This window comes from Edaphocola flava (assembly GCF_004118155.1).
Classification (GTDB): Bacteria; Bacteroidota; Bacteroidia; order Chitinophagales; family Chitinophagaceae; genus Edaphocola; species Edaphocola flava.
Genome location: NZ_SAIQ01000003.1, coordinates 405365 through 431036 on the forward strand (window position 1 = coordinate 405365; position 25672 = coordinate 431036).

Consider the following 25672-nt stretch of genomic DNA (forward strand, 5'->3'; position numbering starts at 1 on the left):
ATAAATTAACAAACGGACCTGTTTAAAACAGGCCCGTTTACATTTTTATCCTACTTCATTCTCATACCCGGCATGGTATCCGGTTGCGGAACCGGTGCTTCTGGTGGCATGGGAATGCTGATCGTATCCCTCTTCTGATCTTTGAGGGTGCTTTCATTGATGTCTCTGCTTTTGTCTTTTTTGCGGGGCGTTTGCTTTTTTGGTGTGATGGTATCCTGCGGGATTACCCTGCTGCTCTGTACGGTATAAGCGATATGATCGCTGCTGGTATAGCCCAGTCCGGAGGTGTAACCCAATGTGGCGCCCATAAATGCCATCAGCATCGTCGTAATAACCAAAGTGCTTTTCATAAGTTTCATTTTTAGTGGTGAACAAAAAAATCTAACGCTGTCTACACTCCGCAATGTCTTTATTTAATCCAGTAAGGATAAGGCTATAGGTTTCTAATAAGGGTAAAATAGGTTTAGGTTAAAGTTCTGTATATAGGTTGGTGTATGTTTTGATGCAGGTTTTACTTTAAAGTAATGTAAAAGAGTAAATGAAGGCTTCAGGCCCCGGTTTTAGTATGCTACAGATCCGTATACCTTACCATTCGGTATCCTTTTCGTGAACCGGTATTTGTTTCAGGAATTCATCAAATGCGGCGGTATGGTCTGAATAGGTGCCATAAATGTCCAGGATATACCCAATCTCGCTGTCCTTATCCTGCGTCAGGTATAAAGCGGTATTATCTGCCGGATCAGAGATCCCCTCAAATCGAAAGGTTTTAATAATGGTGAGATCTTCCGGATTATAGATTTTATTAGAATTAGCCGATTGCATTTTTCCGTGATCTGAGAAGGTCAGTTCGTTGTCGTAACCTTTATCTTTCAGTTTGTTCATCACCTCGCTCAATGTGCGCATTTGCGAAGGTGTCGTTTCATCCGGCAACTGATCATTCTGTTGATTCATTTTTTCTTGTTCCTGGTTCATAAAATCTGCTGTTTGGTTTCAATGATATAACAACAAGGATGATGCCAGAAAAGTGACTAATGAATTGACAGGCATCCAAAACAATCAATTCAATTTACTAATCAACAACTTAAGTATATACAAACAACAAATAACATTAAATACAATCTAAACAAAATCCACTGAACGGGGCTTTAAAATCCACAATTCGGGGAAAATGGGGAATTTTGGGAATACAAGTACAAGGTCAGCCTGGATTATAATGCCATCAGAACGAATTATGACACAGCCAGAACAGATTATGATAACAGCAGAGCGGAATATTGATTAGTCAGTATGGATTATTAAGACATCATAATAAATTATAATGTAGTCAAAATGAATTTCTATGTCTTTAGAATGAATTATGATGCAATAAGAATGGATTATTATGCCATCAGAACGAATTATGACACAGCCAGAACGGATTATGATAACAGCAGAGCGGAATATGATAACAGCAGAGCGGAATATTGATTAGTCGGTATGGATTATGCTGTAGATAATGAACAGATATAAAAAAGCGCAGAAATGAATCCTGCGCTTTTTTATTTAATTTAAACGGACTATCCGCACGTAGTAACCTATCTTGTCCGTCCTTTTGTCCGGCAACAAAAGGACCAAAAATGCCTTTGTTTTCATCAAGGCGATTGCATAGCACCGCCATTTTGTACCGTTGCGTGCATTGATCGTTTGAGCTTAACGTGTGATCCGTTCGCTGCTCAACGATCGCAGCTCCACTCCAAAATGGCTATCGCTGTGATGAAAACAATAAGCGATCTGTACAAATACAGATCGCTTAGAAAGGCCTTATAAATCCGGCGTCAAGAAAATCATTGGCTCGGTCGATAGAGTTGCAAACCACTGTCTGAACGAAGTGAGTTTGCGTTTGCGACCGACCGACACATTGATTTTTAGCCAGGGATTTATACAGCCTTGATTTTTTGGCGCTACCTTTTGCATCAAGGTAAAAGGTAGCAAAAGATATATAGGCTACTTAAATTATAATGCTAAACTTTGTTCCCTTTAAGCGGACACTCGGTTAATTAAATTTCTATTTAGCTGAATACGTCTTTGATTTTCTCAAAGAAGCTCTTCTCTTTTTTCGCATCTTCGCCCGGCTGAATGTTCGGGGAATCTTTCAGGGATTCTATCACCGCACGCTCTTCATCGGTCAGGTGCTGCGGAGTCCATATTTTCACCAGGACCAGCTGATCGCCACGGCCATAACCGTTGATATCAGGGAAGCCCTTACCTTTCAGACGGAAGATCTTACCACTCTGTGTTCCCGGCGGAATTTTAATCTTGGCTTTACCATCAATTGTCGGTACCTCGATCTGCACACCGAATACTGCATCAGGGAAGGATAAGGACAGCACATATTGTACATCATTACCATCACGGCTCAGTTCTGCATGTCTTTCTTCCTCGATCAGGATAATCAGGTCACCCGCAGGACCGCCACGCTCGCCCATGTTACCACGGCCGCTCATGCTCAGCTGCATACCATCCTGTACACCTGCCGGTACATCGATAGAGATCGTCTCTTCGCCATATACCCTGCCCTCGCCTTTACAGCTGGTACATTTGTGGGTAATGGTACTACCCTGTCCGTTACAGGTAGGACAGGGAGATACGGTCTGCATCTGCCCCATAAAGGTATTGGTTACACGACGTACCTGTCCGCTACCGCCACAGGTCGCACATTTCTGTACAGAGTTACTGTCTTTGGCACCGGTATTATTACAGGTGGTACAACCAACATATTTTTTAACCTTGATCTTTTTATTGACACCATGCGCCATTTCCGCATAAGTGAGCTTCAGCTTTACCCGCAGGTTAGAACCGCGGTTTGACTGCGCGCGGCCACCGCCGCCGCCAAACATATCGCCGAATCCACCACCGCCGCCACCAAAGATGTCGCCGAAGTGGCTGAAAATATCATCCATATTCATACCGCCGCCTCCAAAGCCGCCACCGCCACCTGCGGCACCACTCATACCGGCATGTCCGAAACGATCGTAACGGGCTTTCTTATCCTCATTACTCAGTACATCATATGCTTCTGCAGCTTCTTTAAATTTCTCCTCTGCGGCCGCATCGCCCGGGTTACGATCCGGGTGGTACTGTAATGCCAGCTTACGGTAAGCTTTTTTAATCTCATCAGCAGCAGCCGATTTGCTTACCCCTAACACCTCATAATAATCTCTCTTACTCATGGTCTGTTATTGCCCTAAGGCGGTATAATTTGTAAAAAATTCGGGTTATTATATTATTTGCCTACCACCACTTTCGCGTGACGGATCAGTTTATCGTTCAGGTAATAGCCTTTCTGCAGCTCATCGATCACCTTGCCCTGCATATCAGGAGTCGGCGACGGAATCTCTGTAATGGCTTCATGGAATTCTACGTCAAACTCGGCGCCTTTGGTTTCCATAGCTTTCAGGCCTTTAGACTCCAGTACACGTTTCAGTTTGTTTAATACCAGGATGGTACCACTTTTGATCTGAGCCACATCATCAGACTGCTCCATTTGTTGCACTGCACGATCACTGTCATCCAGTACTTCCAGCAGGTCAATCATCAGGTCTTTGCTCGCAGTTTGCATCAGTTCAATGCGTTCTTTAGCATTACGCTTACGGAAGTTATCAAACTCTGCCACCTGGCGCAGGTATTTGTCTTTCATATCTGCCAACTCGGCTTTTACTTTATCCAATTCCGACATTTCGTCACCTGATGCGGTGTTTGCAGCAGTTTCCTGTTCGGTATTTTCCGCCTGCTGTTCCTGGTTCAGTTCCTGCTCCTGGTTCGTGTTTTGCTCCGTTGTTGCCATATGTAATACGTTTATATTGTTAGGTTGATGATTTACGCAACAATATATGTTCAATTTTGTTGCCAAAGCCTGTTTTTTGTCAAAATGTCGGTAGATAGCTATGCTCATTAACGGATTAATTGTATTTGGACCCTTGCAGCTACCGGATAAATAGTACCTTTGCACCCGTGCGTTTTCTGCTGTATTTTACGGTCTGTTTACTGTTACTGGTGTCTCCGGCACCGGCACAGCAGCGCGTGTGCATTGATTCGATCATTTTCGAAGGCAATCACCGCACACAGGCCACTTTTATGGAGCGCGAACTTAATTTCAGCCAGGGGCAATGCCTGCCTGCTGATTCACTGCCTCATCTGTTGCAAGTAGCAGAACAACGCTTATTCAATACCCAGTTATTCAACCAGGCGACCGCCGATACCTTCACAACAGAAGGCCTGTATGTAGTTCGTTTTACGGTGAAAGAACGTTTTCCCATTTTCCCTAAACCTAATCTTGAATTTGCCGACCGCAATTTCAATGTATGGTGGACAGAGCAGCACCGCAAGCTGAACCGGCTGAACGTGGGCCTAACCCTGCTGCATAATAATGTAAACGGTAGAAGAGATATACTGGGTGTTGGCGCACAGCTCGGGTATACGAAGAAATTTCTGCTGAGTTATGAGCGTCCTTTCATGGATGCCCGTAAACAGCACGGACTGGGTGCGTCTGTTCAATACCTCCAAAACCTGGAGTTTAGTTATATTACAGACAGCAATAAACTGCGCTTTGCACGATTCGAAACGCAACCGGCATTGCGATTGGCCGAGGCTGCTATATGGTATACCTACAGGCCGCAGTTTGCCACACGACACATCCTCAAAACAACCTTACAACAATATTCTATACATGATAGTATTGCCAATCTGCTGAACCCGGATTACCTGGGCAATGGCCGCACATCGGCTACAGTGCTGAACCTGGAGTACCGGCTGGAACACAATAAAGTAGATAACTGGAACTATCCGCTCAAGGGTTCCCGTTTTATCGGCATTGCAGCTTATCAGCAGGTCATCAAAGGAGCAGGCATGCCTTCCCTGCACCTGCAATATGATTATTACCGTAACCCCTTTCCGAAATGGTATATCTCCAGCATCAGCAGGGGCCGTATCGCTTTTAACAAAGAGGTGCCCTATATCTTCCAGCGCAATATGGGCTATGATTATGATGTGATGCGGGGTTATGAATACTTTGTTATGGATGGCAGCATATTTGCCCTGACCCGCGCCAATATAAAAAGGACACTGATTGACCGCAGCATTAAATTACCCATCAAATATTTCCAGGTGGTGCCGGTAAGGGTATATGCCAAAGTCTTTGCAGATGCGGGCTATACCTACCGTAAAGATATCGGCAACCAGTATCTGAACAATAAATTCCTGTACAGTTACGGAATTGGACTGGATATTGTAACTTTATATGATATTAAAATCCGGCTGGAGTATACATTCAATCGAGAAGGCCTTAAAGACCTGTATATACATAAGTCAGGAGAATAATTATACGCATGAGAATAGCACTATACAACAGGGTTTTCGAACCGTCTGATATTCCATTTTTCAAGCAGCTGATCTCGCTGCTGCATTCTTACCGTTTCGAGATCGTCCTTTACAAAGACTTTTACGAACGGCTGCAAAGCAGTATAGAACTGGATTACACGCCTACCCTGTTTACCAATCATACCGACCTCAATCATGATATAGATCTGATGCTGAGCCTCGGGGGTGATGGTACGATGCTGGATACCGTATGTTTTGTACATGATTCCAATATTCCTACACTGGGTGTAAACCTGGGCAGACTGGGCTTCCTGGCCGATGTAAACCAGGACGAAATTGCCATTGCTGTAAAAGCGCTGGCATTGGGTTCCTACTCTATAGAGAAACGTTCGCTTATACACCTCGACTCCAGCGAGCCATTGTTTGGAGATTATCCTTTTGCCTTGAATGAGTTCACCCTGCATCGGAAGGACTCTTCTTCAATGATCAAAATACATACTTTCCTGAACGGTGATTTCCTGAATACTTACTGGGCCGATGGCCTTATCGTTGCGACTCCAACGGGTTCTACGGGTTATTCTCTAAGCTGTAGCGGGCCGCTGGTCTTCCCTACTGCCGGAAACTTTATCCTGACACCGGTTGCTCCGCATAACCTGAATATACGCCCGATCATTGTTCCGGACGATACCATTATTTCTTTTGAAGTAGAGGGCCGTACCGATCAGTTCCTGTGTACACTGGACTCGCGCGTGGCTACGATCAACAGTAAAATACAGCTTGCCGTGAAGAAGGAACGCTTCGGCCTGAACCTGATCCGCCTGGATGAGCATAACTTCCTCAATACAATTCGCAAGAAACTGTTCTGGGGCATCGATACGCGAAATTAATTCCGGTCCCGGACAGGATTTTATATTATGGATTATTGTACATTTGAGTAAATAATTAAACACAAGAAATATGAAAAAACGCTTATTACCTTTACTGAGCCTGCTGGCTGTAATGTTCTTCTTCAGCTCCTGCAGTTATAACTCCATGGTAAAAAAAGATGAAACGGTGAAGTCGAAATGGGGAGAAGTACAAACCCAATACCAGCGCAGAGCTGACCTGATCACTAACCTGGTGAATACAGTAAAAGGCGCTGCTGCCAATGAAAGAGGTACACTGGAAGCAGTGATCAATGCACGCGCAAAAGCAACGCAGATCACCGTAAACGCTGATGACCTGTCTCCTGAAAAAATCAAGGAATACCAGGCTGCACAAGGCGAGCTGAGCCAGGCATTAGGTAAACTGATGATGCTGACAGAAGCTTATCCTGACCTGAAAACCAATCAGAACTTCCTCGCTTTGCAGGATGAGATTGCCGGAACGGAAAACAGAATTGGCGTAGCCCGTAAGAACTTTAATGAATCTGTACAGGAGTACAATAGCTCTATTCGCAGCTTCCCGGCCAATATCACTGCAAAAATGTTCGGCTTCAAAGAGAAAGGATATTTCGAAGCTGATGCTACAGCACAAAAAGCACCTGAAGTAAAATTCTAAAATATCAATACATAAAAAATCTGCGGCGCTGTTGTAAACAGCGCCGCAGATTTTTTATGTATAAGTACCATTGTTGCAAATATGAAAATCCAGTCTGGGACAAGGTTCAAACTTGCAACAGATAATTTGATCAGGCTACCATGTAATGAGCATCCTAAAGCCCGAAGGGCACCAATATATAAAGGTTCCCGCGGCTGCGCCGCGGGAACCTTTATATATTGGTATTGGTTGAATGAAATGATTATTTATTGTGCTTCGCTGATCGCTTTCAGATCCTGTAAGCCTTTGCCGAAATCTTTATCCAGGAACTTCCCCATAAAGGTTCCGAATATAAAGTTCATCGGGTACTGATAATCGGTATCGAATGTCCAGGTCACGCTTGTATGCGTTTCGTCTCCGTTCAGCAGCAGGTCCGCTTTCGCAGGCGTTTTGCTTGGTCCAAACTCCAGGGACAATCCTGTTTTATCCATAGGCACCAGGCTGGTTATGGTCATCTTACCATCGCCCATTTGCTCACTTTTCCATACATAAGCGGCACCTACATTACCATCATCTCCGGTAATCTGCGAGGTCATTTTAGGATCCATCTTCATCCATGGCATCCATTTAATAATAGCACTCAGGCTGTTGACATTGTTCCAGACTTTACTCTTGGCTGCCGCAATCTCTACTTTCTTTTCGAAATGATAATGCTTCGGCGCAAAGAGTCCCCCGACCAGTACTACTGCTATGATCAGCAGGAGTATAATCCCGATAACTTTTAAAACTTTTTTCATAATCCTCCTATTGTTGTTACGGCAAAAATACTACTTTTAACAGAACCGAATAGTAAGCGACAGATAAACATGAAACTAGTAGTACAAAGGGTAAAAGAAGCGTCCGTTACCATTGATCATAAACAGCACAGCCACATCAACCAGGGACTACTGGTTCTACTTGGTATTGGTACAGATGATACGGAAGATGATATACGCTACCTGAGCCAGAAACTGGTACAGCTCCGCATCTTCAGTGATGAACAGGGTTTAATGAACCTTTCTGTAAAAGATATTAATGGAGAGATACTGATCGTAAGCCAGTTTACCCTGATGGCTGCTACGCGCAAAGGCAACCGCCCATCTTTTATACAGGCTGCCCGCCCGGAGACAGCTATTCCCTTGTATGAACAGTTTTGTGCCGCCACTGCTGCCCTGCTGGATAAACCTGTTGCCACCGGTATATTCGGTGCCGATATGCAGGTGGGCTTAATTAATGACGGTCCGGTAACGATTATTATAGATAGCAAGCAAGCCTAGCGAACCAGTTTTACATTGTCAGGCAGCTCCTCTGCAATACGCTTCAGCCGGCCTTTCCGGCTGTCTGCACGGCCGGCCCAGTCATAGGTTTTACCCCCAGTCAGAATACGGACGCCACATTGATTACCCTGTTCATAAATGGTATAAGTAGCACCTTTATTTTTAAACTGCAGGGTATTGTCTTTGACATTATAAGTAAAGTCTGCTGTACCCGCCGATTCCGGATAAGACAACTCTACCCTTTCTTCCTTATCCTGCAAGGCATAATACAACGTATTATCCTGCAAGAATAAAGTGAGCAGTTTATCATTCTTCTCTACCGTAAAAGCAAAGCGAATAGCCACCTCATCTATAGAAACAATCTCAGTTACAGTAGTCTGCATCTTCTTTCCATCCCAGTGCCTGCGGGTCAGGGTCCCGAAAGGATAGCGTCCTCCTGAAAAATCCTCTTCTACCACTTCACGCTCTTCCGGCGTATTATTGACTACTTCAAACGAAGAGAGCTGATGCCAGCAGCAACCGCTTTTAGTCATGGTGTACAGTCTTTTTTCTGCTTCATTTACTTCAAACAGACCACAGTATTCCTGTGCCAGGCGGGTGAATGTTGGACTATGGGTAAACCCTCCTTTATGTCCCAGGTATATCTGGAAAGAAGGTCCGTGATAGCAACTGTTCTGGCCATCTTCAATAGCCAGATCTTTGATGCCGTCAAAGTTTACATCCAGGTACTGCACTACACTTTGTTCACCATATGGTAACTCGCGGATATTAGCTACAACTTTGCCGTCATGCAGTTCTAAGGCCAGTTCTTCCGACTCCACTTTCAGTAATTCCTTATCCTGGAGGTTGTATACAGCAACCCAGCCGGGGCTGAATACTTCTGCGGTATCCTTAATAAATACTTTGGCATAATACTGATCTGAAAAATGATCAATCTTATAAGTTGTCTGTGCGGCAACCTGCTGCAGACCAGCCAGAATACAACATGAGATGATAAGGATACGGTGCATATGCAGGAGTATTTACACCCTGCAAACTACAGTATTTTTTACTTATTTTTGAATACATACCTCACTCAAGATAATCATCAATACTATGGCTACTCATCATCAATACCAGACACATATTACCTGGACCGGCAATAATGGTACAGGCACCAGTAGTTACCGCGAATATGAACGCAGTCACCTGATAGACCTTCCGGGTAAGGCGCCTATTGCGGCCTCTTCTGATCCGGCTTTCCGGGGCGACGCATCAAAACACAATCCAGAAGAACTGCTGCTGGCCTCGCTTTCCTCCTGTCATATGCTGTGGTACCTGCACCTCTGTGCCGATGCCGGCATCATTGTACTGGCTTATGAAGATGAGGCAAAGGCTACTATGGATGAGGTGGAAGGCGGAGGGCAATTTACGGCTGCAACACTATACCCATTGGTTACTGTTGCAGAAGAATCTATGATTCCGAAAGCGTATGCCCTGCATGAACAGGCACATGCCTCCTGCTTCATTGCCCGTTCGGTCAATTTTCCGGTGACGCAACAACCTAAAATACAAACTCCGTAATGTAGTCCTATACTGCATTACAACAATTATAAAAAGATGGTATATTCTCAAAGACTAGCCGCCCTTTTCCCTGCTGTACTTCTGTTAGGTACCAATGCTATTGCCCAGCAAAGCAAAACCACGATAGCGTCTTATCTGCCTGCAAAAGCCGCCGCCTATACACAGGCCAGCGGCCTGCCCTATGCTTATAAGGCTGACCAGTACGGCACTACAGAGCTGATCCTGCGCTACACAGGCACATCTGGTAATTTCAGTTTTGTGTTTAACCGCATCACAGTATCATCAACCCGCTATATCGATTATAAAGACGGAGCGGTGGCGGAGCGTTATGATTTCACCAACCGCAAATGGGTAGTGGAAGAAGGAAGCCACCAACATAGCGACATGAAAGGCAAAGCGATAGATACCAGCATCATGCGGGAAGACAGGCTGTATGCTTTTGTATTACAAGAGCAACCTGGCGGGCAAAGTATAGAACGGGTACAGTTCAAAGATTTCGGCAACGTAGTGTACTGGCCCGATTATGTCCTGAATCTCTGTGCTATTGAGGATGCAGACAAAGATGGCAAACCGGAGTTTTACCTTACTTATTTCGGAGATAGCGATGGCCTGGATGCCAAAGAGCTCAAACAGATTGTGTATACCATGCCCGCAAATGCACAGGACAAACTGGTAAAGTCAAAAGCTACGGCATACTACCCCGTAGATATCGGTGATGAAACCGACCCGCAAACCTATCATGAAACATTTGACCACAACTGGAAAGCCTTGCACAGAGCCATACAGCAGAAGAGCAAGTACCTGATGTTACAGTATAAAAAGAAAAACGGAGGATAAAAAATGGAGCGAAATCATTCGCTCCATTGTACATTCAAAAGATTTATCGCAATTATTTTACGGCTTCACAAGTGTATACATCATAAGACACTTGTACATCCTGTGCCTGGTCAAAATAATAAGACCAGGTTAATCCTTGCGGATCTTTCGTATCTACCACTTGATTCATAAAGCAGCTACGCTCATCCTCGGATACAAAATACAAGAAGCCTCCGATAAGGATCGGTGCCACATCGGAAATTCTTTTGTGCGCAAAAGCCGTAGTTGGCACATTTACATTGCGCAATGCGGGAAAGGCATTAACCGTTCCTGAAGCGGTGATCACAGGCTGTTCTGGCTGGCCGGCAAAAGCAATACCAGTAACAGAACATAATGAGAATGCCATAATGGCCAGACTTTTCAACATATTAGAGAGGAGACAAAATACAAACAAAAACCGCGCACCTGGGTGCGCGGTCTCCATATACACTGCAGCAAGGCTGCAATAGATATTACTTAAGTATTAAGGTTGGAATATGAGCTGTGCAGTACTCTGACAGTTTGTAGCAGGTACCCAGATAGCTTTTGTAGGTCCGGCAGGACTACAACCAGGCAGTATGGTCACATAACCATAAGTAGTAGGCAGTCCGCAAGGAGGCTGTCCTACAGTACCACCACCAGGACTGCACACAGCCGGGCCATTCAGAATTTTAGCACCCACAATTCCTTTAGGTATTGAAGGAGGATACGTACCGCCAAGGGTTGTACTATTACCATAACTAAGGGTGGTCATAGGCGCAACCATAATGGTCGCACTGGTATAGGTCGAAGCACAAGGTCCGCACACTTCCCCACCGAATATCACACATTGTTGTGGCCATGGGGTCTGGTTTTGGATACGCAGGCTGTATGCAGATGGGGCCTGTGCCCAGATAGCAACTGGCAGGATCATGGCCAGCAAAAAGAAATATAACTTTTTCATAAAAATTTAGAGGAGTTAAATGTGTAAAAATAGTGTGTATTAAACCGGTACATTGCAAGGCAATCGGTGGTGCCCGTTTTGTTCACAGCATGAGGTTTCCATATACACTAATTCCAAATTTGAAATATCTGGTCATTATGGCTGGAAAATCAGCTGCGCAGGAAGCTCGCAGTTCTGAGCAGGTATCCATGTTGCTTTGGTAGGTCCGGCAGGAGTACAACCCGGCACTATGGTAACATAACCATATGAAGGTGGTAAACCACAAGGAGGCTGGCCTACAGTACCGCCACCAGGGCTACATACAATTGGTCCGTTCAGGATCTTAGCCCCTACGATTCCTTTATTCATTGTTGGAGGATAACTACCGCCCAATGGTGTACTATTAGGATAGGTAATAGTACTCATCGGTGCAATAGTCAATGTAACGCTGGCGTAAGTTGATCCGCAAGGTCCGCAAATCTCATCACCAAATATAACATATTGCTGAGGCCATGGCGTTTGATTGAGTACTCTCAGGCTGTACGCCGATGGCATTTGTGCCCACATAGCAACTGGTAGGATCATTGCTACTAAAAAGAAGTATAACTTTTTCATGACTAAAATTTAAAGGAGTAAAAAATTTTTGTTTAGCTATACCGGCCAGCTACAAGGCAACTGGTTTTTCGGGTGATGAATAATGCCTACTCGTTTCCACGGGTTTTCGGCTTTGCCCGTTCTGTTCACAGAGAAGATTTTTATTTTATTCACACAATTGAGAAGTTGAAGTTAAAATGATTTTTCAAAAAAAAGAACATTTTTAAAAAATAAATTACACAAATGTGAAAAATATACAATGCAGGTATACAATGCAGTACATATAATAATGACTCAACATTTACCCCATTCTGCAATAAATAATATCATAAATCAAATATGATATATACCATACCTATAGTTCATTTAAGCCTTATTTTTACTCCTTTATCTGAAAGCTCATATTATGCACTATAATTTCGATGAGATCATTGATCGCAAAGGCACAAACAGTGTCAGCTTTGAAGGCTGGAAAGGCTATATGTTTGACACCAACGGAGATAAACCTTTCCCGTTTAAAGAAGAAGAATATATTAGAATGTGGGTAGCGGATATGGATTTTGCAACGCCTCCGGAAATACTGGATGCGATCAGAGCCCGACTGGACAGACAGATCCTGGGCTACACCCTGATCTTTGATCCCGCCTATTTCGATACCCTGAAACAATGGTTCCTGAAAAGGTATCAATGGACAATCAATACCGATCATATCGTCACCGCCCCTGGTGTAGTGCCTGCACTCAATCGCTTAGTCAATCTGCTGACCGGCGCAGGAGATAGTATCCTGATCAATACGCCATCCTATACCCCATTCAAAACGGCAGGAGATATCAACAACCGTACAGTGTATTACAGTTCACTGATGTGGGTAAATAATGCTTACGAACTGAATTTTGAAGATATCAGACAGCAACTGGATGATCCTGAAAAAAACATTAAAGTATTTATCTTCTGCAATCCCCATAACCCGACTGGCAGGGTCTGGACAGAAACAGAACTGCGTAAAATCGGTGAAATATGCCAGGAGCGCAATATCTGGCTGATCTCTGATGAGATTCATTGTGACCTGCTCCGTAAAGGTATCCGTCATACACCGCTTGCAAAACTATTTCCCGAAAATGAACGCATCATTACCTGTACCGCGCCCAGTAAGACTTTTAACCTGGCCGGCAACCTGATGTCTCATATTTTTATCCCGGATGAGCAGGTCCGCAAACAGTGGCTGGTACTGTACTTCGACCTTTTATCTCCATTAAGTGTTGCCGCAGTACAGGCTGCTTATGCGCATTGTGAAGACTGGCTCGAACAGCTGAAAGCCTACCTGGACGGCAATTTCGCGTATTTATCCGAGCAACTAAATACCTATCTGCCTGAATGTAATTTCAACATACCAGATGCTACATACCTTGCCTGGATTGACTTTTCGGCATATATACCACATATTCCATACAGCAATATTTCCGAATTCTTTGCTACAGAAGCAGGGGTATTACTAGAGGGCGGTAATATGTTTGTTGATAACGGAGATGGTTATATACGACTAAACCTGGCTTGCCCCAGATCCTTACTGGAAGAGGGTTTGAAGCGGATCATACATGCTATACAGCAGCATATATCCTAACAACAATTCAGTATATACTGATATGGTTAAAATAATTATCTCAAATCATTTTAATTAAATGTTACTTTTCTAAAAACAATGCCATACCTTTGCACCCACACAGCGCGAGGTAGAGCAGCGGTAGCTCGTCGGGCTCATAACCCGAAGGTCGTTGGTTCGATTCCAGCCCTCGCTACAAATAAAACGGTGATTGTAAATGTCTTTACAATCACCGTTTTTCTTTTGGATCAATTCTTACGGATTACCCAATAAGTACAAAGCAGATAAGTATGTCTTATCTGCTTTGTACTTTAATCTAACATCGCCACAGGCAGGCGTTAATGCTCATGCCCGCCGGTATTGCTCATCGCTGCATTAATAAAGAACGCTCCCTTTACGACAACTTCTGTACCCGCAGGCAATTCCCTTACCGGTGTAATAGCGGTATAACCCATATCTGTAGTACCTTTCAGTACTTCTACTTTTTCAAAGTTCATACCACTACCCTGGCTTTCGGCATGTGCCGCAGCGGCCGGCTCATCTTTATGCCCATGCCCTTTCTCCCTTTCATCATGGGCATGACCATGATCATCATGTGCCTCAGCTTCTTTTGCTGTCCGGATAAAAATATAGTATTTACCATCGGCCTCTGCAATTGCTTCGGCAGGTACAGCAGAGGTCAGGAGATTATTGATACTTACCATGCCGGTAATGTTCATACCATCGATCAGACCAGACTTATTGCCGGTTACGGTACAATGTACGGCTACGGTCTTGCTCTCATTCTCAAAAGAAGAGCCAATATTATACACCCTTGCAGTATAGGTTGTCTGTGGATTATTGGTGAGGGTAAACAATACAATCTGGCCTACTTTGATATTGGGCAGATCCCGCTCAAACACCTGCAGGTCCAGGTGTAGCAGGCCATTGTCCACAATCTCCACTACAGGAGAAGACACATCGACATAACTGCCTATAGTAGCAAACTCTTTACTGATGGTACCATTTATAGGGCTGGTCACGACCAACGCAGATCTCAGGTTGGATGCATGAACAGAAGATGGATTAATGCCCATTAATTGTATCTGTTTTTGCAGGGAGGATCTACGCGTACGCAAGGTATTCAACTCCATCGTTGCATTTTGCAGGTTTTTAAGCGCACCGGCATTGCCTTCCGTCAGTTCCCGCTGTCTTTGTAACTCTTGCTCTGCAAGGGTTATACGGCTGCCGATCGTCAGGTATTCTTCCTGCAATTGTATGAACTGCGGATTTTCTATCGTGGCAATCACCTGCCCTTTGCGGACATAATCGCCCATTTGCACCTTAAGGCTTTTGATCACTCCCCCATACAGAGAAGTGGCATTGGCTTTATTATTATTAGGCACCCTTAGCGCACCGTTTGCTTTTATGGATGCGGTCAGGTTTTTCTGTTCAATGCTCCCTAAAGTAATTCCGGCGGCCTTTATCTGCTCAGCAGTAAGACTGGCAATAGTTTGCACTGGTTCTTCGTGTGCGGGTTCTTTCTCCGGTGCAGCCGCTTTTGCCGCTGTTCCATGGGTATGTCCATCGCCTTCCTTATGCTGTTCACCGCAGCTGTTGAGCAGTATGATACTGCATGCTGCAAGCAATATTTTTATCTGAATGTTCATAGTATCTTATTTATTATCGTAGTAATTGATTTGTATTACAGCCTGATTGTAGAGATTCAGTGCATCCAGGTAATTCTGTCTTATACCAATGGCCTGACTGAGGAACTGGCTTAGTTCTGCGAAGCTGATGGCACCGGAACGGTAACTGAGTGTTGCTGCTCTAATGATTTCCTCCGACTGCTTTAGTCCTGATTGTTCATAAAATTTCAACAGGACATTATGCTTATCCAATTCAATAAGAGCTGCAGCCCTCTGCACCTCAAACTTTTGCTCCTGGTAGGCCAGTTGCTCCTCCTGTACAGCTTTCTCCGCAGTGGCAACTTTTACGCGATTACGGTTTGCATTAGCCCCGAACAAAGGAATTGCAGCGGTAACAGAAAAGCCTGTAAAAGGATCAGGCGCCCCCCAGAGTCTCTGACTGAACACCCTGCCAGAAAACTCGGGCATATTAGTGTTTTTGTACACCAAGATATTAGCTGATGAGATGTCTACAGTTTGCCGTTGCAAGGCAATGACCGAATGCTCGGTACGATCTGAAGACTGTAGAGACAACCTTTCTAAAGGCTTAAACAATGGCATGTATGGCACTGTTTCATTGAGCAGTATCATCAATTGCATCTGCTGCAGGTTTATCTCTCTTTTATTCTGTTCCAGAAGCGCCTGTAGCTCATGTTGTTTTGTTTCTGCCGAGATCTGATCAAGTTTTGCAGCATCTCCCGCGCGAACCCTTACAGATGCGGCATCGGCAAGATTGGTATAGACACTATCCAACTGAAAATAGAGCAACTCCTTATCCTGAAGGTAACAGAGCTGGTAATATGCACTACGCACATCTCTCCTGATCACGGTCTGCAATACATCTTTATTACGCTCGGCATACTTCAGTTGCTCCCGAAGGTACTCGCGCCTGGCCGCATACAAACCTGGCCAGGCAATACTTTGCGCAATACCGATCTTTAGGATACCCTTATGATCTGAAGGCCGCAGATCTTCGTTCTCTGCAAATACACCTGTTTTAGGTATATCTGCTGCAGTCTTGACATTAAGACCTGCACTACGGATTTCTTTTTCATTAATACTCAATTGCTGATTATTGCTCAAAGCTTTATGCAGCAATTCTTCGATACTGACCCGCTTTTGCGCAGAGGCACCGGTGATGCTGATCAGCAGCAGTAATGCGGTGGCAACAGACTTCATCATACCTGTTTTAAGATTAACTTTTGAATTAAAAATGATATACAGAAGCGGAAGGACAAATAAGGTGAGTAAAGTAGCCGTCACCAAACCACCGATCACTACAGTAGCCAGCGGTTTCTGCACCTCTGCTCCTGCACTGGTGCTGATCGCCATGGGCAGGAAGCCCAGAGAGGCTACCATTGCGGTCATCAATACCGGGCGCAAACGGGCAATGGTTCCCGCTTTCACACGTTCATGAATATCTTCCATACCATCTTTTCGGAGCTGATTAAAGGTACCTATCAGCACAATTCCATTCAGCACTGCGACTCCGAACAAGGCTATAAAACCAATACCCGCACTGATACTAAAAGGCATTCCACGCAACATCAGCGCAAACACACCACCAATGGCGCTCATCGGAATAGCCGTAAAAATAAGACTGGCCTGCTTCAGCGAATTAAAGGTAAAATACAGCAGCATAAAGATCAGCAACAGTGATACGGGCACTGCAATCATGAGGCGACCGCTGGCTTCCCGAAGATTTTCAAACTGGCCTCCATAGGTGAAGTAGTAACCGGAGGGCAATTTTACCTTTGCTCCTAATTGTTGCTGGATATCATTTACCACACTTTGTACATCTCTTCCCGAAACATTAAAGCCGATCACGATGCGGCGCTTGCCCGCTTCGCGGCTGATCTGTGCCGGGCCCAGCTTATACCTTACAGTAGCGACCTGCGCAAGCGGGACCTGTACTCCGGTGCTGGTCGGGATCATAAGGTTACTGACATCTTCTATACTGCTGCGATGGGCACTGTCCAGCCTTACGACCAGATCAAAGCGGCGTTCGTTTTCATAGATCTGTCCTGCACTTTTGCCCGCAAATGCAGTACTCACTACATCATTGACATCCTGTATCGTCAGCCCGTAATTCGCAATGCGTGTACGATCATATTCAATATTGATCTGCGGCAAGCCACTCACCCTTTCAATCTGCGGTGCCGTTGCCCCTTCTACAGTCTGAATGATGGCACTTACCTTTTTGGCATAAGCAGATAACGTATCTATATTTTCTCCGAATATCTTCACCGCAACATCCTGCCGGATCCCGGTCATGAGTTCATTAAAACGCATCTGTATCGGCTGGTTCTGCTCAAAGAATACACCCGGAATCACTTCCAGTTTTTCCATGATCTTATCGGACAATTCCTCGTAACTGCGACCCGACTTCCACTCCTTCTGCGGCTTCAGCACTATGATCAGGTCAGAGGCTTCGGGTGGCATAGGATCGGTAGGCACTTCTGCTGCCCCGGTCTTACCCACTACCATTTTCACTTCATCAAATTGTTTGATGATCCTTGATGCCTGCATGGAGGTTTCTATACTCTGGCTCAGTGAACTACCCTGCGGCAGGATACAGTGAAAGGCATAATCACCTTCCTGCAACTGCGGTATAAACTCTCCGCCCATGCGGCTGAAGAAGAAAACAGACAAGGCAAACAGCCCGACTGCAATGCCGACAATGGTATATTTAATTTTTATGGCTTTTTGCAACAAAGGCTGGTAGATGCGCTGCAACCCATCCATCATCCGGTCGCTGAAGTTGCGTTTATGGCTTATATTTTTAGATAAGAACAAGGCACACATCATGGGGATGTAGGTCAGCGATAAGATCAATGCACCGAAGATGGCGAAGCCTACGGTCTGCGCCATCGGGCGAAACATCTTGCCTTCTACCCCAACCAATGTAAGAATGGGAATGTATACAATCAGGATAATGATCTCTCCGAATGCAGCGCTGGTGCGGATGCGTGAGGCTGAGACAAAAACCTCTTCATCCATTTCCTGCTGGCTTAATCTGCGTACCGATTTGCGCAGCCCCAGGTGATGCATGGTGGCTTCTACGATGATCACGGCACCGTCTACAATGAGACCGAAATCAATAGCACCCAGGCTCATCAGGTTGGCACTGACACCGAAGACATTCATCATGCCTAATGCAAAAAGCATAGCCAATGGTATAGCAGATGCCACAATGAGTCCTGCACGGAAGTTGCCGAGGAATAATACCAGCACGAAGATCACGATCAATGCTCCTTCTATCAGGTTTTTTTCCACCGTTCCTATTGCTCTGCCCACAAGGTCTGTGCGATCGAGGTAGGCCTCTATCACCACATCATCGGGCAGGGAATGCTGAATAGTGGCTAGTTTCGCTTTAATGCGCTTCACCACTTCATTGCTGTTCTCTCCTTTCAGCATCATAACAACACCACCTACTGCATCCACTTCACCATTATACGTCAGTGCGCCATAACGCACAGCATGACCAAAGCGTACCTCTGCCACATCTTTAATAAACACGGGTACAGCCCCGGTCGTCTTTACGGCTATATTCCGGACATCATCCAGAGAGGTTGCCAGACCTATGCCACGGATGAAATAGGCATTGGGCTTTTTATCTATATAAGCTCCGCCGGTATTCTGGTTATTTTTTTCCAGGGCGGTAAATACTTCTGGTACGCTTACCCCCATAGCCCGGAGCCGGTCCGGGTTTACGGCTACTTCATATTGTTTCAACTCTCCGCCGAAGCTGTTCACTTCTGCGATACCAGGTGTACCGTACAGCTGCCGGGCCACGATCCAGTCCTGCATCGTACGCAGATCTTTGGGATCGTACTTCTGTTCGCTGCCCTTCTTTGGATGTATAATGTACTGATATACCTCACCAAGGCCAGTGCTGACGGGAGCGAGCTCCGGCGTACCTGCACCTTTTGGTATCTGGTCGACGGCTTCTTTAAGGCGTTCATTGATCAGTTGCCGGGCAAAATATATGTCTACGTTTTCTTTGAATACCACTGTGATCACCGAAAGTCCGAAACGGGAGATACTGCGCGTTTCTTCAATTCCGGGCACAGTGGCTATGCTTTGCTCTATGGGGAAGGTGACCAATTGTTCTACCTCCTGCCCTGCCAGCGTAGGACAGGTGGTGAGGATCTGTACCTGGTTATTGGTAATATCCGGCACAGCATCAATAGGTAATTTTGTAGCGCTCCACAAGCCCCAGATAATGAGCAGTAAAGTCATCACACCAATGATGATCTTGTTTTTGATACTGAATTTTATGACACGATCTAACACAATGTATTTGATTAATTGCTTAACAATAAATACCGGCTTACTGCGCGGGGCACAATAAGCAAAATGATAAGGATACACGAAGCCAGGTACTATTATCTCAATAGAGCCCGTACAAACGAAATACCTTAAACAATAATGTTATGCAGTTAATCTTGGCGGTTGCCATATATTTCCGAAGTAACCGGAGGGCAGGAAGTAATCTTTGATAAAGACTTTTGGGGTAGCAAAATGAGGAAGTGCCCTTTCAAATAAGGGGACCAGCCTGTTATCGGTAAGGGTAATACTGATGCTGCAACAGGTGCAGTGACAAAAAGGAGTACAGTTGTCATCACTGTCTTCCTGGTGGTCATGCTCGGTAGTTAAACTGATCTTATGTGTATCTGCACTATCTGCACAGCGATTCACTGCATCGCTGCAGGGTACGAATGACAGTACCACGAGATAGATAGCCCATATGACTTTTAACCAATACATGAGGTACAAATATAGGAAAAAAGGAATGCAATGCTATTGCAAAAAACATATCTGCCTATAATCAATATACCCCTCTGCCGGTGTGCAACAGAAAGACAGTCTATCTGCTACACACCCGCAAAGGGGTAAAACTTTGCCGGCTACCGGATCAGTGTATAGGTAAGATTGAGGTAAAGATCCTGTTCCCTCACATATTGTTCTGCACGCTGAGGTAAACGAACAATATGTATATACCCGATATCCATTCTTAGTTTTTGATTAAACTGGTACTCTGCTCCTGCACTCATACGGTTATGATCAAACAAATGTTGTATACCGGCACCCTGTACGTTCAGTAATAATTCATCATACGCACCCACTTTAATGTGTTTATTGACCGCATATTTTATGCCTAAGCGTGTTCTGGCCCTTAGCACTGCTGTTGTGCCCTGTATCATCCGGTGCTCCAGCCCGGTCCTGTTTGCAATGGATAGCTCAGGGCTCAGCGGTCGTTTTATATCCGCAGCAACAGCAATACGATACTCTCTTGCCGGTGGCGCATGTACACCAGACTGATCTGTGATCATTTTGTAATTGTACAGACAGGCTACAGGGGCCACGGAAAACACCATATTCTGGTTGTAATGGTAATGTATCCAGGTCCGGAAAGAGTACATCAGGTTTTCATCAAACATATTACTGCCGCCGAAATTGTTCTGCCGCCGGTGCTGTAGTTCCACATCTGTACTGATTTTATTCCTGACCGGAATACTCAGGGTCATACGCATCCATGCATTATAATGACCCTGTGCTGCTGTTCGCTGTGGTGTACCGATGAAGATGGAGATACTTGCAAGTATGATCTTTATAGCCTTGCAGGACATTAATGTGGTAATTTATCTCTCAATAATCCATATACCCAGGTGCCCGCAACGGCGCTTAAGAGGGTCACTATAATTACAGTTGCTCCTGTACCAATCTGGGCAAACAGCGGACCGGGACAGGCTCCGGTTATACCCCAGCCCAGGCCGAAGATAAGGCCGCCATAAATCTGGCCTTTATTAAATTGCTTTGGGTGCAGCACTATCTGCTCGCCATAGATGGTGCGGATACCCATTTTTTTGATGATCCAGACGGAGATCATTCCAACCAGTACGGCACTACCAATAACACCGTACATATGGAAAGATTGCAGCCGGAACATTTCCTGTATACGAAACCAGCTGATGACTTCTGCCTTTATAAATACGATTCCAAACAGTATACCCACAATCAGGTATTTGATGTTGTGATACCACTTGTGCTGCAATCGGCTTTCATTGACACATATCGTATCCTGCGAACGTAGTTCAAGGTCTTTTTCTGTATTGAGCATTGACATTTTATTGATTTAAATAGTAAGAGAGAGGATGTAAGGAAGGATCAGGTTGACCATCACAAAACCGCCCACCATAAAACTGATTGTAGCGATGAGTGAGGGTAATTGCAGATTAGATAATCCCATAATAGCATGTCCGCTGGTACAGCCTCCTGCATATCGGGTGCCAAAGCCAACCAGGAAACCACCCAGTACCATAATGATTACGCCACGTAAGGTAAATAAGGACTGCCAGCTGAATAATTGCTGCGGCACGAGTTGATTAAAATCGGTAATACCGTAGCCGGCAAGCTCTTTGACCAGTTCAGGATTGACTGCCACGGGTGTCGACTGGTGTATGAGTACACCACCTATAATAATGCCCGATACAAAGAGCAGGTTCCATACTTCCTTTTTCCAGTTATATTTAAAGAATGGTATACCGGCAGGAATACAGGCTGCACAGATATGTCGCAGTGAGGAACTGATACCAAAAGATTTGTTGCCAAGAATAAGCAGTAAGGGCACCGTTAAGCCAATCAGCGGCCCTGCAACATACCAGGGCCAGGGGTCTTTTAAGAATGATAGCATTATTTATTGTTTGAATTAAAAAACAGCAAGAGACATCCTTCAGATTGCACTTGCTGTTGTACACGAAGAAAATAGTTAGTTGCTCTGCTCCTGGCGTACCTGCTGCCAGGTGCCACCATTAATGACCATTGTGTAGCCGTTTTGTTTCAGTATTTGCTCTGCCATGCGGCTACGGTTGCCACTGCGGCAAAAAACAACGATGTTTTTCGCGCCCTTAAACCGGGATAGTTGTTGTGTGATTGTATCCAGCGGAATATTGATTGCGCCCGTCACACTGCCAGATCTGAATTCTGCCGGACTGCGCACGTCTACGAGCAATGCGCCATCTTTGATGGCCTGTACCAGCTGCTCATTATTGTTGTTGTTTCCAGTTAAAAAAGAAAATAATCCCATGATATATTGTTTACATATTAATACAAGCTCCGGCAGCACAGGAATGCGTTTGCGCACGATCGGCCATCCACTCTTTCATGCCTCCGGAATAATTTTTGACATTGGTATATCCGTTACGGATCAGTAAAGAATAAGCAATTGCAGCGCGATCACCTGCCTGGCAATGAATAACGACCTGTTTATTCCGGTCTATCTTGTCCAGATTGTCCTGTAACGTACCGACGAATACATGGTCGGCACCCGGCACATGCTCCTCCTGATATTCACTTAGGCCACGCACATCTACAATCTGTACAGTGTCCTTACCGATATAAGCATTGAAAGCGTCTAAATCTATTACTTGTGCCTGGCTTAATTCTATCCCCGACTCGTGCACATCAGATATATACCCATATACATTATCCAGGCCTATGCGCATGAGCTTGCGGGTAAGGTCTTCGATCTGTGTATCATCTGCGATCAGGATAAACTGTTCCTGATAATTTATAAGCCATCCACACCAGGTCGCAAAGGAATTATTGCCTTGTATATTGATACTGCCCGGTATAAAGCCTTCACTAAATACCTGCTTATTACGGGTGTCTATAATTTTTATGCCGTCATGGTATGCTTTTAGAAAGGCCTCCTTACTTAGCTTTGCATGCTGGGGCACCTCAATCAATAATCGACGGTCTGTTTTATTTAATTGCTTCATCATGGCAAAATATTTCGGCGGCTCGGGCTGGCCGGATAATAAATAATCAATGAATGCGCGCTCCTCATCGTGCTGAAAGGCCCAATTGCGGATCTTTTCATACCCAACTGTAGTGCCGGGCACTGCCCCCAGCGCTTTACCACAGGCAGACCCTGCACCATGTCCCGGCCATACCTGAATATATTCTGGCAATGCCGCAAATCGTTCCAGTGACTGATACATGCTCATCGCCCCGGATTCCATAGTGCCTTTCAGCCCTGCTGCTTTTTCCAATAAATCAGGACGGCCAATGTCTCCAACAAATACAAAGTCTCCTGTAAAGATCATTACGGGTTTATCACTGGCCGGATGATCTGTGAGCAGCAAGCTGATACTTTCCGGGGTGTGTCCCGGGGTGTGCATCACCTCAAGACTAAGGTTACCTACTTTAATAACAGATCCGTCGTACAAACCCTCATGGTCAAATGCATACTGCCAGTCCGGTCCTCCCTCATTGGAAAGATAGAGTTTACCTCCTGTCACAGCAGCCAGTTCTCTGGAACCGCTAAGAAAATCGGCATGAATATGTGTTTCCGTAATATGCGTAATGCGCAATTGATTCTGCCGGGCAATATCGAGATAGGTATCAATATCTCTTTTCGGGTCTATTACTATTGCTTCACCGGTTTTCTGGCATCCAACGATATAGCTGGCCTGGGCTAGACTCTTGTCATAAATGTGCTGAAAAAACATAATGTACTCGTTTAAATATTTTATGCAGCAAAGTTCCGGTTACCAACACTCCTATACAGCTACTTTTGTTACATATACCTATTACTCGGTTTTCTGCATCCCAACCGGCTGTCACTTTGATGAAAACAAAAAGCGATCTGTACTATACAGATCGCTGAACTGGACTTACACATCCGGCATTATAAAATTTATTGGCCCTGCCGATTATTTGAACACAGCTTCTTTCAAAAGTATATATATACCCATTATCAATACAAACCAACCAAAAGCGGGTTTCAGCTTTGCGCCGTCAATCCTGGAAGAAAGAAAACTCCCGACCAGTAATCCAGCAATAGCAATGCTGGAAATGATTAATAAAAAGTGCCAATCTATAGGATGGCTTTGAAAAGAGAAAGAGAAGCCGATAAGGGAATTGATGGATATAATAAACAATGAGGTACCCACAGCTGTTTTAATGGGTAGCTTAAGCATATTGACCAACGCTGGTATAATCAGGAATCCGCCACCAGCACCGATCAGGCCGGTTACAGTGCCTACTCCTATACCTTGTAAGCATACAGAAAAGAGTGGTATCGGGCTTGACTTCATTCTATCTGCATCAGGTTTCTTTTTCTTTATCATGCTGATGGAGGCAAAAATCATAAGTATGGAAAATAGCAGCATCAGCAGCATATTCCGGGTAAGGACGAATGTGCCCAGATGGAACAGTTCTGCAGGGATGGCCGGTACTAGATACTTCCGGGTGAGCAATACCGCTGCAATAGAGGGAATACCAAAAAATATGCCCATCTTAAAATTTACCAGTCCTTTCCTGATGTAAGTAATAAAACCAACCAGGCTGGTAATACCTACAATAAAGAGTGAATAAGTAGTTGCCAGCACAGTATCTGTGCCAAATAAATAAACTAAAACCGGAACGGTAAGAATACTGCCGCCCCCACCGATCAGTCCAAGAGATATGCCAATCAGTATGGCAGCCAGGTAACCTGCTAAATACATTTTTGCTAAAATTAAGACCGCAAAGATTCGTCAATTTCAGAATGCATACAGCTACTTTGGTTACATAATTGTAATTCTGTTCCTCCCCAGTTGCACTACACCATTTTCCTCCAGCTGTTTGAGCAGGCGCGATACCACTACACGGGCTGTACCCAGCTCTGTAGCTAATTGTTCATGGGTTATGGAGATTATCCTGGACTGTGTCAGCTCTGATTTCTTTTTCAGCAGGGAAAGTAGCCGGTCGTCAACTTTTTTGAAAGCAATAGCATTAACGATTTCCAGCAATTCTTCAAAGCGCTTGTGGTATAGCCGGAAAATGTAATCGAGCCACTGCGGATATTCCTTTATAAACAGGGAAACCTTATCCATGGGCAGAAATAAAATATCCGCTTCTTCCTCTACCTCAGCCCTGACTTTGCTGGTTTCCTGGTGCAGCCCGCCCAGAAAAGACATGATACAGCTCTCACCTGCCTTTATATAGTACAACAATATCTCTCTGCCATCATCCTCTGTCCTGATTACTTTTAATGTGCCTTTTATCACAATTGGAATAGACCGAATATGTGCATTTTCATTTAAAATCACTTTGCCGGCTTCATACTTTTTGTGTATGCTATTCGCATATAACTTTGCTACCAGCTCCGGCGAAGACTTAAACTCTTCTATTTGCTCCAGATTTTCCATCTGACAAATATAAAGGTTTACATTACTACTACATACAATGCCGCAATACGGTATTTATACAACTACCATCCCGGAATTATTGC

26 protein-coding genes and 1 tRNA gene are annotated in these 25672 nt (G+C 44.8%); 8 read left to right on the forward strand and 19 right to left on the reverse strand.

Annotated elements, in window-relative coordinates; translation table 11 throughout:
• Window positions 1–50: 50 nt before the first annotated feature.
• The 4 genes from EMP01_RS11300 to EMP01_RS11315 form a co-directional block, all read right to left on the reverse strand.
• A complete protein-coding gene (locus tag EMP01_RS11300; RefSeq protein WP_129021635.1) occupies window positions 51–350 on the reverse strand; it encodes a hypothetical protein in 300 nt (99 codons plus the stop codon).
• Between the two features lie 235 nt (window positions 351–585).
• Window positions 586–972, reverse strand: a complete 387-nt coding sequence (locus tag EMP01_RS11305; protein WP_237559528.1) for a hypothetical protein — start codon at window positions 970–972, stop codon at window positions 586–588.
• Between the two features lie 1076 nt (window positions 973–2048).
• Window positions 2049–3209, reverse strand: a complete 1161-nt coding sequence (gene dnaJ, locus EMP01_RS11310) for a molecular chaperone DnaJ (protein WP_129021636.1) — start codon at window positions 3207–3209, stop codon at window positions 2049–2051.
• 53 nt (window positions 3210–3262) lie between these two features.
• Window positions 3263–3823: a nucleotide exchange factor GrpE gene (locus EMP01_RS11315; protein WP_129021637.1), complete on the reverse strand. Its 561-nt coding sequence runs from the start codon at window positions 3821–3823 to the stop codon at window positions 3263–3265.
• A gap of 167 nt (window positions 3824–3990) precedes the next feature.
• Between EMP01_RS11315 and EMP01_RS11320 the strand changes: the two genes are divergently transcribed.
• The 3 genes from EMP01_RS11320 to EMP01_RS11330 all read left to right on the forward strand — a co-directional run bounded on the left by EMP01_RS11320 (window position 3991) and on the right by EMP01_RS11330 (window position 6894).
• Window positions 3991–5355, forward strand: coding sequence for a BamA/TamA family outer membrane protein (locus EMP01_RS11320; protein WP_129021638.1), 1365 nt, complete (start codon window positions 3991–3993; stop codon window positions 5353–5355).
• Window positions 5356–5363: 8 nt separating this feature from the next.
• A complete protein-coding gene (locus EMP01_RS11325; protein ID WP_129021639.1) occupies window positions 5364–6242 on the forward strand; it encodes an NAD kinase in 879 nt (292 codons plus the stop codon).
• 70 nt (window positions 6243–6312) lie between these two features.
• Window positions 6313–6894 (forward strand): LemA family protein, encoded by a 582-nt coding sequence (locus EMP01_RS11330; RefSeq protein WP_129021640.1) that lies wholly within the window; start codon window positions 6313–6315, stop codon window positions 6892–6894.
• A 245-nt stretch (window positions 6895–7139) separates the two neighbouring features.
• Here EMP01_RS11330 and EMP01_RS11335 read toward each other — a convergent pair whose 3' ends face one another.
• Window positions 7140–7670, reverse strand: coding sequence for an SRPBCC family protein (locus EMP01_RS11335; RefSeq protein WP_129021641.1), 531 nt, complete (start codon window positions 7668–7670; stop codon window positions 7140–7142).
• A 69-nt stretch (window positions 7671–7739) separates the two neighbouring features.
• Between EMP01_RS11335 and dtd the strand changes: the two genes are divergently transcribed.
• A complete protein-coding gene (gene dtd / locus EMP01_RS11340) occupies window positions 7740–8189 on the forward strand; it encodes a D-aminoacyl-tRNA deacylase (protein ID WP_129021642.1) in 450 nt (149 codons plus the stop codon).
• Here dtd and EMP01_RS11345 read toward each other — a convergent pair.
• Entirely contained in the window at window positions 8186–9199 is a 1014-nt protein-coding gene (locus tag EMP01_RS11345; protein WP_129021643.1) for an XAC2610-related protein, read from the reverse strand. The genes dtd and EMP01_RS11345 overlap by 4 nt on opposite strands.
• 85 nt (window positions 9200–9284) lie before the next feature.
• On the opposite strand from EMP01_RS11345, the gene EMP01_RS11350 reads away from it, so the two are divergent.
• Together EMP01_RS11350 and EMP01_RS11355 are read left to right on the forward strand one after the other, a co-directional pair.
• Window positions 9285–9752 (forward strand): OsmC family protein, encoded by a 468-nt coding sequence (locus tag EMP01_RS11350; RefSeq protein ID WP_129021644.1) that lies wholly within the window; start codon window positions 9285–9287, stop codon window positions 9750–9752.
• A gap of 36 nt (window positions 9753–9788) precedes the next feature.
• Window positions 9789–10589 (forward strand): hypothetical protein, encoded by an 801-nt coding sequence (locus EMP01_RS11355; protein ID WP_129021645.1) that lies wholly within the window; start codon window positions 9789–9791, stop codon window positions 10587–10589.
• Window positions 10590–10641: 52 nt separating this feature from the next.
• On the opposite strand, the gene EMP01_RS11360 is transcribed toward EMP01_RS11355, so the two are convergent.
• The 3 genes from EMP01_RS11360 to EMP01_RS11370 form a co-directional block, all read right to left on the reverse strand.
• On the reverse strand, window positions 10642–10974 hold the full coding sequence (locus EMP01_RS11360; RefSeq protein ID WP_129021646.1) for a hypothetical protein: 333 nt from the start codon (window positions 10972–10974) through the stop codon (window positions 10642–10644).
• 117 nt (window positions 10975–11091) lie between these two features.
• Window positions 11092–11550 (reverse strand): hypothetical protein, encoded by a 459-nt coding sequence (locus EMP01_RS11365; protein ID WP_129021647.1) that lies wholly within the window; start codon window positions 11548–11550, stop codon window positions 11092–11094.
• 135 nt (window positions 11551–11685) lie between these two features.
• The gene (locus EMP01_RS11370) at window positions 11686–12144 is read right to left on the reverse strand and encodes a hypothetical protein (RefSeq protein WP_129021648.1); all 459 of its coding nucleotides are present in this window, start codon (window positions 12142–12144) and stop codon (window positions 11686–11688) included.
• 385 nt (window positions 12145–12529) lie between these two features.
• Between EMP01_RS11370 and EMP01_RS11375 the strand changes: the two genes are divergently transcribed.
• Window positions 12530–13744: a MalY/PatB family protein gene (locus EMP01_RS11375; protein WP_129021649.1), complete on the forward strand. Its 1215-nt coding sequence runs from the start codon at window positions 12530–12532 to the stop codon at window positions 13742–13744.
• A gap of 103 nt (window positions 13745–13847) precedes the next feature.
• A tRNA-Met gene (locus EMP01_RS11380) sits at window positions 13848–13919 on the forward strand.
• A 142-nt stretch (window positions 13920–14061) separates the two neighbouring features.
• On the opposite strand, the gene EMP01_RS11385 is transcribed toward EMP01_RS11380, so the two are convergent.
• The 10 genes from EMP01_RS11385 to EMP01_RS11430 form a co-directional block, all read right to left on the reverse strand.
• Window positions 14062–15372, reverse strand: coding sequence for an efflux RND transporter periplasmic adaptor subunit (locus EMP01_RS11385; RefSeq protein WP_129021650.1), 1311 nt, complete (start codon window positions 15370–15372; stop codon window positions 14062–14064).
• Between the two features lie 6 nt (window positions 15373–15378).
• Window positions 15379–19686, reverse strand: a complete 4308-nt coding sequence (locus EMP01_RS11390) for a CusA/CzcA family heavy metal efflux RND transporter (RefSeq protein ID WP_129021651.1) — start codon at window positions 19684–19686, stop codon at window positions 15379–15381.
• A gap of 138 nt (window positions 19687–19824) precedes the next feature.
• Window positions 19825–20160: a DUF6660 family protein gene (locus tag EMP01_RS11395; RefSeq protein WP_129021652.1), complete on the reverse strand. Its 336-nt coding sequence runs from the start codon at window positions 20158–20160 to the stop codon at window positions 19825–19827.
• 140 nt (window positions 20161–20300) lie between these two features.
• Window positions 20301–21023 carry a DUF2490 domain-containing protein gene (locus EMP01_RS11400; protein WP_129021653.1) on the reverse strand — a complete coding sequence of 241 codons (723 nt, stop codon included), beginning with the start codon at window positions 21021–21023 and terminating at the stop codon, window positions 20301–20303.
• Window positions 21023–21514, reverse strand: a complete 492-nt coding sequence (locus EMP01_RS11405; RefSeq protein ID WP_237559529.1) for a DUF6691 family protein — start codon at window positions 21512–21514, stop codon at window positions 21023–21025. Before EMP01_RS11405 ends, EMP01_RS11400 begins: the two co-directional genes overlap by 1 nt.
• Before the next feature lie 15 nt (window positions 21515–21529).
• Window positions 21530–22087, reverse strand: coding sequence for a YeeE/YedE family protein (locus EMP01_RS11410; protein WP_129021655.1), 558 nt, complete (start codon window positions 22085–22087; stop codon window positions 21530–21532).
• 75 nt (window positions 22088–22162) lie between these two features.
• On the reverse strand, window positions 22163–22480 hold the full coding sequence (locus EMP01_RS11415; protein ID WP_129021656.1) for a rhodanese-like domain-containing protein: 318 nt from the start codon (window positions 22478–22480) through the stop codon (window positions 22163–22165).
• Window positions 22481–22490: 10 nt separating this feature from the next.
• Window positions 22491–23906 carry an MBL fold metallo-hydrolase gene (locus EMP01_RS11420; protein ID WP_129021657.1) on the reverse strand — a complete coding sequence of 472 codons (1416 nt, stop codon included), beginning with the start codon at window positions 23904–23906 and terminating at the stop codon, window positions 22491–22493.
• 204 nt (window positions 23907–24110) lie between these two features.
• Window positions 24111–24905, reverse strand: a complete 795-nt coding sequence (locus EMP01_RS11425; protein WP_129021658.1) for a sulfite exporter TauE/SafE family protein — start codon at window positions 24903–24905, stop codon at window positions 24111–24113.
• A gap of 60 nt (window positions 24906–24965) precedes the next feature.
• Window positions 24966–25589: a Crp/Fnr family transcriptional regulator gene (locus EMP01_RS11430; RefSeq protein ID WP_129021659.1), complete on the reverse strand. Its 624-nt coding sequence runs from the start codon at window positions 25587–25589 to the stop codon at window positions 24966–24968.
• Window positions 25590–25672: the final 83 nt, after the last annotated feature.

Bases quoted from the DNA above. Each gene is read 5' to 3' on its own strand.
- EMP01_RS11325 (WP_129021639.1), top strand. From the start codon at position 5,364: ATGAGAATAGCACTATACAACAGGGTTTTCGAACCGTCTGATATTCCA.
- EMP01_RS11430 (WP_129021659.1), bottom strand. From the start codon at position 25,589: ATGGAAAATCTGGAGCAAATAGAAGAGTTTAAGTCTTCGCCGGAGCTG.
- EMP01_RS11355 (WP_129021645.1), top strand. From the start codon at position 9,789: ATGGTATATTCTCAAAGACTAGCCGCCCTTTTCCCTGCTGTACTTCTG.
- EMP01_RS11400 (WP_129021653.1), bottom strand. From the start codon at position 21,023: ATGTCCTGCAAGGCTATAAAGATCATACTTGCAAGTATCTCCATCTTC.
- EMP01_RS11365 (WP_129021647.1), bottom strand. From the start codon at position 11,550: ATGAAAAAGTTATATTTCTTTTTGCTGGCCATGATCCTGCCAGTTGCT.
- EMP01_RS11300 (WP_129021635.1), bottom strand. From the start codon at position 350: ATGAAAAGCACTTTGGTTATTACGACGATGCTGATGGCATTTATGGGC.
- EMP01_RS11315 (WP_129021637.1), bottom strand. From the start codon at position 3,823: ATGGCAACAACGGAGCAAAACACGAACCAGGAGCAGGAACTGAACCAG.
- EMP01_RS11370 (WP_129021648.1), bottom strand. From the start codon at position 12,144: ATGAAAAAGTTATACTTCTTTTTAGTAGCAATGATCCTACCAGTTGCT.
- EMP01_RS11305 (WP_237559528.1), bottom strand. From the start codon at position 972: ATGAACCAGGAACAAGAAAAAATGAATCAACAGAATGATCAGTTGCCG.
- EMP01_RS11395 (WP_129021652.1), bottom strand. From the start codon at position 20,160: ATGTATTGGTTAAAAGTCATATGGGCTATCTATCTCGTGGTACTGTCA.
- EMP01_RS11335 (WP_129021641.1), bottom strand. From the start codon at position 7,670: ATGAAAAAAGTTTTAAAAGTTATCGGGATTATACTCCTGCTGATCATA.
- EMP01_RS11405 (WP_237559529.1), bottom strand. From the start codon at position 21,514: ATGCTCAATACAGAAAAAGACCTTGAACTACGTTCGCAGGATACGATA.
- EMP01_RS11375 (WP_129021649.1), top strand. From the start codon at position 12,530: ATGCACTATAATTTCGATGAGATCATTGATCGCAAAGGCACAAACAGT.
- EMP01_RS11415 (WP_129021656.1), bottom strand. From the start codon at position 22,480: ATGGGATTATTTTCTTTTTTAACTGGAAACAACAACAATAATGAGCAG.
- EMP01_RS11350 (WP_129021644.1), top strand. From the start codon at position 9,285: ATGGCTACTCATCATCAATACCAGACACATATTACCTGGACCGGCAAT.
- EMP01_RS11360 (WP_129021646.1), bottom strand. From the start codon at position 10,974: ATGGCATTCTCATTATGTTCTGTTACTGGTATTGCTTTTGCCGGCCAG.
- EMP01_RS11330 (WP_129021640.1), top strand. From the start codon at position 6,313: ATGAAAAAACGCTTATTACCTTTACTGAGCCTGCTGGCTGTAATGTTC.
- EMP01_RS11385 (WP_129021650.1), bottom strand. From the start codon at position 15,372: ATGAACATTCAGATAAAAATATTGCTTGCAGCATGCAGTATCATACTG.
- EMP01_RS11425 (WP_129021658.1), bottom strand. From the start codon at position 24,905: ATGTATTTAGCAGGTTACCTGGCTGCCATACTGATTGGCATATCTCTT.
- EMP01_RS11420 (WP_129021657.1), bottom strand. From the start codon at position 23,906: ATGTTTTTTCAGCACATTTATGACAAGAGTCTAGCCCAGGCCAGCTAT.
- dtd (WP_129021642.1), top strand. From the start codon at position 7,740: ATGAAACTAGTAGTACAAAGGGTAAAAGAAGCGTCCGTTACCATTGAT.
- dnaJ (WP_129021636.1), bottom strand. From the start codon at position 3,209: ATGAGTAAGAGAGATTATTATGAGGTGTTAGGGGTAAGCAAATCGGCT.
- EMP01_RS11410 (WP_129021655.1), bottom strand. From the start codon at position 22,087: ATGCTATCATTCTTAAAAGACCCCTGGCCCTGGTATGTTGCAGGGCCG.
- EMP01_RS11345 (WP_129021643.1), bottom strand. From the start codon at position 9,199: ATGCACCGTATCCTTATCATCTCATGTTGTATTCTGGCTGGTCTGCAG.